The sequence below is a fragment of the Citrobacter sp. wls619 genome, from assembly GCF_005281345.1.
Classification (GTDB): domain Bacteria; phylum Pseudomonadota; class Gammaproteobacteria; order Enterobacterales; family Enterobacteriaceae; genus Citrobacter.
In genome coordinates, this window is sequence record NZ_SZXJ01000090.1 from 1 (window position 1) to 232 (window position 232).

The 232-nt window shown below is 55.6% G+C and carries 1 protein-coding gene; it reads right to left on the reverse strand.

The genetic code is table 11. The features are described from left to right. On the reverse strand, nucleotides 1-220 hold a 220-nt coding region (locus FDX19_RS17395), incomplete at its 3' end, for a DUF2931 family protein (RefSeq protein ID WP_256376107.1). Nucleotides 221-232 lie beyond the last annotated feature (12 nt).

Genomic DNA, 232 nt, shown 5'->3' on the forward strand with positions numbered 1-232 from the left:
CCCCCGTCAGGGTGAACTGCCGGGCAGGACGCTGGAGTACAACAGGATCGCCGTTATTCTCCAGCCAGACCCGCACTGTTCCTCCCGGTGCCAGTCCGATAATCATATTATCCCGGTAATACGTCTTTCCTGGCTTATAGGTATCTGCGTAGGCCGTTGTCATCTGCTGCCACGTCTCCCGGCTGAACCAGATCTCCGTCTCGTACGCTTTTTTATCGATAACCGAGTCCCA